General features: G+C 68.7%; 2 protein-coding genes and 1 pseudogene. 1 reads left to right on the top strand and 2 read right to left on the bottom strand.

Annotated elements, in window-relative coordinates:
• Positions 1-347: 347 nt before the first annotated feature.
• Positions 348-794 (top strand): hypothetical protein, encoded by a 447-nt coding sequence (locus GT030_RS16815; protein ID WP_161201796.1) that lies wholly within the window; start codon positions 348-350, stop codon positions 792-794.
• A gap of 67 nt (positions 795-861) precedes the next feature.
• Here the strand turns inward: GT030_RS16815 and GT030_RS16810 are convergent, their stop codons facing one another.
• Positions 862-2,073, bottom strand: a complete 1,212-nt coding sequence (locus GT030_RS16810; protein ID WP_135786586.1) for a beta-1,3-glucanase family protein — start codon at positions 2,071-2,073, stop codon at positions 862-864.
• Between the two features lie 117 nt (positions 2,074-2,190).
• Positions 2,191-2,898: pseudogene (locus GT030_RS16805) on the bottom strand (glycoside hydrolase family 16 protein); the annotation flags it as partial.

The raw sequence follows: 2,898 nt of genomic DNA, 5'->3' as shown, positions 1-2,898 counted from the left end.
TGATCCGAAGGGACAGTCTCCCCGACCCGCTCCCCCCGCCCCGCACCGGCCTGGGCCGACAACTGGTCACTCGACGTGTCCGGTGGTGGGAGACGGAAGGTGCGCGCGATACAGGAGTCGTTTACTCGGCTTTGCGGAGCAATTTTTTCGGGGCGGTTGCTGAAACGGTTCGTAGTGCGAAGGGACGGGAGCGGGGGGTGTGTGCGCCCGCGGCGCGAACCGGGTCGGGTGCAATGACCGGAATCGGGCTTCAAGGGCAGCTGATCCACTCGGGACGATGGGTTCAGCCTTCGGGACCGGCGTCGTCCGTGGCGGTGGCCGGGGGCTGGAAAAGGGGGAGTTTCAAGATGAGCGTGCGCAAAGTTGCGGGCGTGATGGTGGCCGCGGCGGCGCTGGCGGGAAGTCAGCTGCTGGCCGGGAGCGCGTCGGCGGCGGGCGGTGTGCAGGGCCGGATCGACAGCTATCTGGCCGCCCACCCCGGCGAGCGGCAGCTCGCGGCGGACAAGGCGACCATGCCCGGCGGGACGGTGACCTTCGCCGTTCCCGGCACCTCCGCGATCAGTTGCAGTGCCGGACACCTGTGTATCCAGGACGGGAACGGCAAGCGCTACGACTACTACTACTGCGGGTACTACGACTTTTACGGAATCGGGGACGGCTACTTCAACAACAGCCAGAGCACCGGCACCGTGGCCCGGTTCTACAACGAGAACGGCACCGAACGGTGGAGCAGCCGGGCCCCGCAGAGCGGTACCGCGTCCTGGACGCCGGTCTGGCACATCCGTCCCTGCTGACCACCAGGGACACCACACTGCTCCCCGCCTCGGCTCGATGCGGGGAGCAGTGCTGTCGGGAGGTGGATCAGAACGCCGTCAGGGTGAGCGTGAAGCCGGAGGGCGCCGTGTCCTGGATGAAGGAGGCGAAGTCGGCGACGTCGTCGAAGGCGAAGCCGTACGCCTTGCCGTCCTTGGTGGCCGCGTGGATGGCCTTGGAGTAGTGGTTGGTCAGCTCGCCCTGGTAGAAGGCGGCCGGGTCGGTGCTGGGCTGCGCGGTGTCGGTGAGCAGCGTCGAGCGGTTGAAGCCGGCGCCGAGGACGGCGGCGACGGGGCCGGTGGTGCCGTCGTTCGGGGCGGCGAGGTTGCCGTCGCAGAAGAGGACGTCACGGGTGGACGGCTTGGCGAAGGACACCGAGGCCGGCCCGTCGAAGGTGAAGCGGTCGCCGCGGACCCGGCCGGTGAAGGTGCCGGCGTTGGTCGTGATCTTCAGGTCCTTGCCGGTGAAGGTGGACCACACCTCGTCGATGTACGGCGCGAAGTAGTCCTTGGCGAACAGCCCCGCGTCCAGCCCGTGACCCGGCGCGATGATGCGCTTGTCGTCGACGACCAGCTTGGAGAACTCCGCGACCTCCTTGACCGCGGCGAACGCGGCGGCGCGGCCCCCGTCCCGGATGCTGCCGGTCGTCTGGTCCTTCTCACCGGTGAGCCGGATGCTCATCGGCACGCTGAACATGTCGACCATGGTGGTGTTGCAGAACATGCCGGACGCGTTGTACGTGAACTCCGCACAGTCGTGCAGCACCCCGAAGTTGGGGTCGGACTCGACCCAGCCGGCCGGGAACTGCAGCGCCGCGTTGCCGTTGCCGTCGGTGACGGCCTTCATCTTCAGCTTGTCGCCGAGCGAGACGTAGATACGGCCCGACATGAACGGCAGGGACAGCTTGGTCTCGCCGCTGCCCGCGAGCGGTATCGCGTAGTCGGTGAAGCCGTCGGCGCCGTTGTCGGAGACGGCGATGGGCGCGAGGGTGCCGTCCTGCTTGAGGCGGACCTGCTTGCCGTCGACGTTGCCGACCACGTAGACGTTCACGGAGCCGTTGTCGAACGAGCCGCTGTTGTTGACGACGGTCACCGGCAGCGAACCCGACGCCGCGCGGGTCTTGTTGCCGCCGCTGTCGCCCGGCTGGTCGGCGAGGGCGAAGGGCGCGATGGCGGCGCCCGCGGGGATGGCCACGGCCGCGCCCCCCAGGGCGAACATCAGCTTGCGGCGGGTCAGGTTGCGCTGGTGACGAGGCGACATGCGGGGAACTCCTTGCAGTGGGGGAAGCACCCGGCCGGAGCCGGGACGGCACGGGGAAGGTCAGGGGGCCGGAGGCTGGCGACTCCCGGCCCCCGGACCTCAGTTCTGGGCGGAGACGTGGACGTAGTCCACGGTCATCGTCTGCGGGAAGGACGTACCGGCGTCGGGGCTGCCGGGCCAGTCACCGCCGACCGCGAGGTTGAGGATGATGAAGAAGGGGTGGTCGTAGACCCACTTGTTGCCGTTCACGTCGGCCGGGGTGCGCGTCTGGTAGTTCTGGCCGTCCACGGACCAGGTGATGCCGGACGGGCTCCAGTCGACCGCGAAGGTGTGGAAGTCGTCGGCGAACGGCTTGCCGTTCGGCAGGTTGTACGCGGCGCCGATCCCGCCCGCACCGGAGTAGCCGGGGCCGTGGATGGTGCCGTGGACCGTGGAGGGCTCCTTGCCGACGTTCTCCATGATGTCGATCTCGCCGCTGCCCGGCCAGCCCGCGCTGCCGAGGTCGTCGCCCAGCATCCAGAAGGCCGGCCAGATGCCCTGGCCGCGCGGGATCTTGATGCGGGCCTCGAAGTGGCCGTACTTCTGCGTGAAGGTCTGCGCCGTGTTGAGCCGGGCGGAGGTGAACTGACAGGGCCCGTTCCAGCAGTTCAGATTGGGGTCGGTGTTCTTGCGGGCGGTGATGACCAGGTTGCCGTTGCCGTCGAGGGCGGCGTTGTCGGTGCTGTTCGTGTAGTACTGCAGCTCGTGGTTTCCGTTGCCGCTGCCGCCCGTCTCCAGGGTCCAGCGGGACCTGTCCGGCGCGCTGCCCGCGGCGCCGTCGAAGTC

The organism is Streptomyces sp. SID1328 (assembly GCF_009865595.1).
In the GTDB taxonomy this organism is placed as follows: Bacteria; Actinomycetota; Actinomycetes; order Streptomycetales; family Streptomycetaceae; genus Streptomyces; species Streptomyces griseoluteus.
The sequence above is the reverse complement of the archived record's forward strand: the minus strand, read 5'-3'. Positions and strand labels throughout refer to the sequence as shown.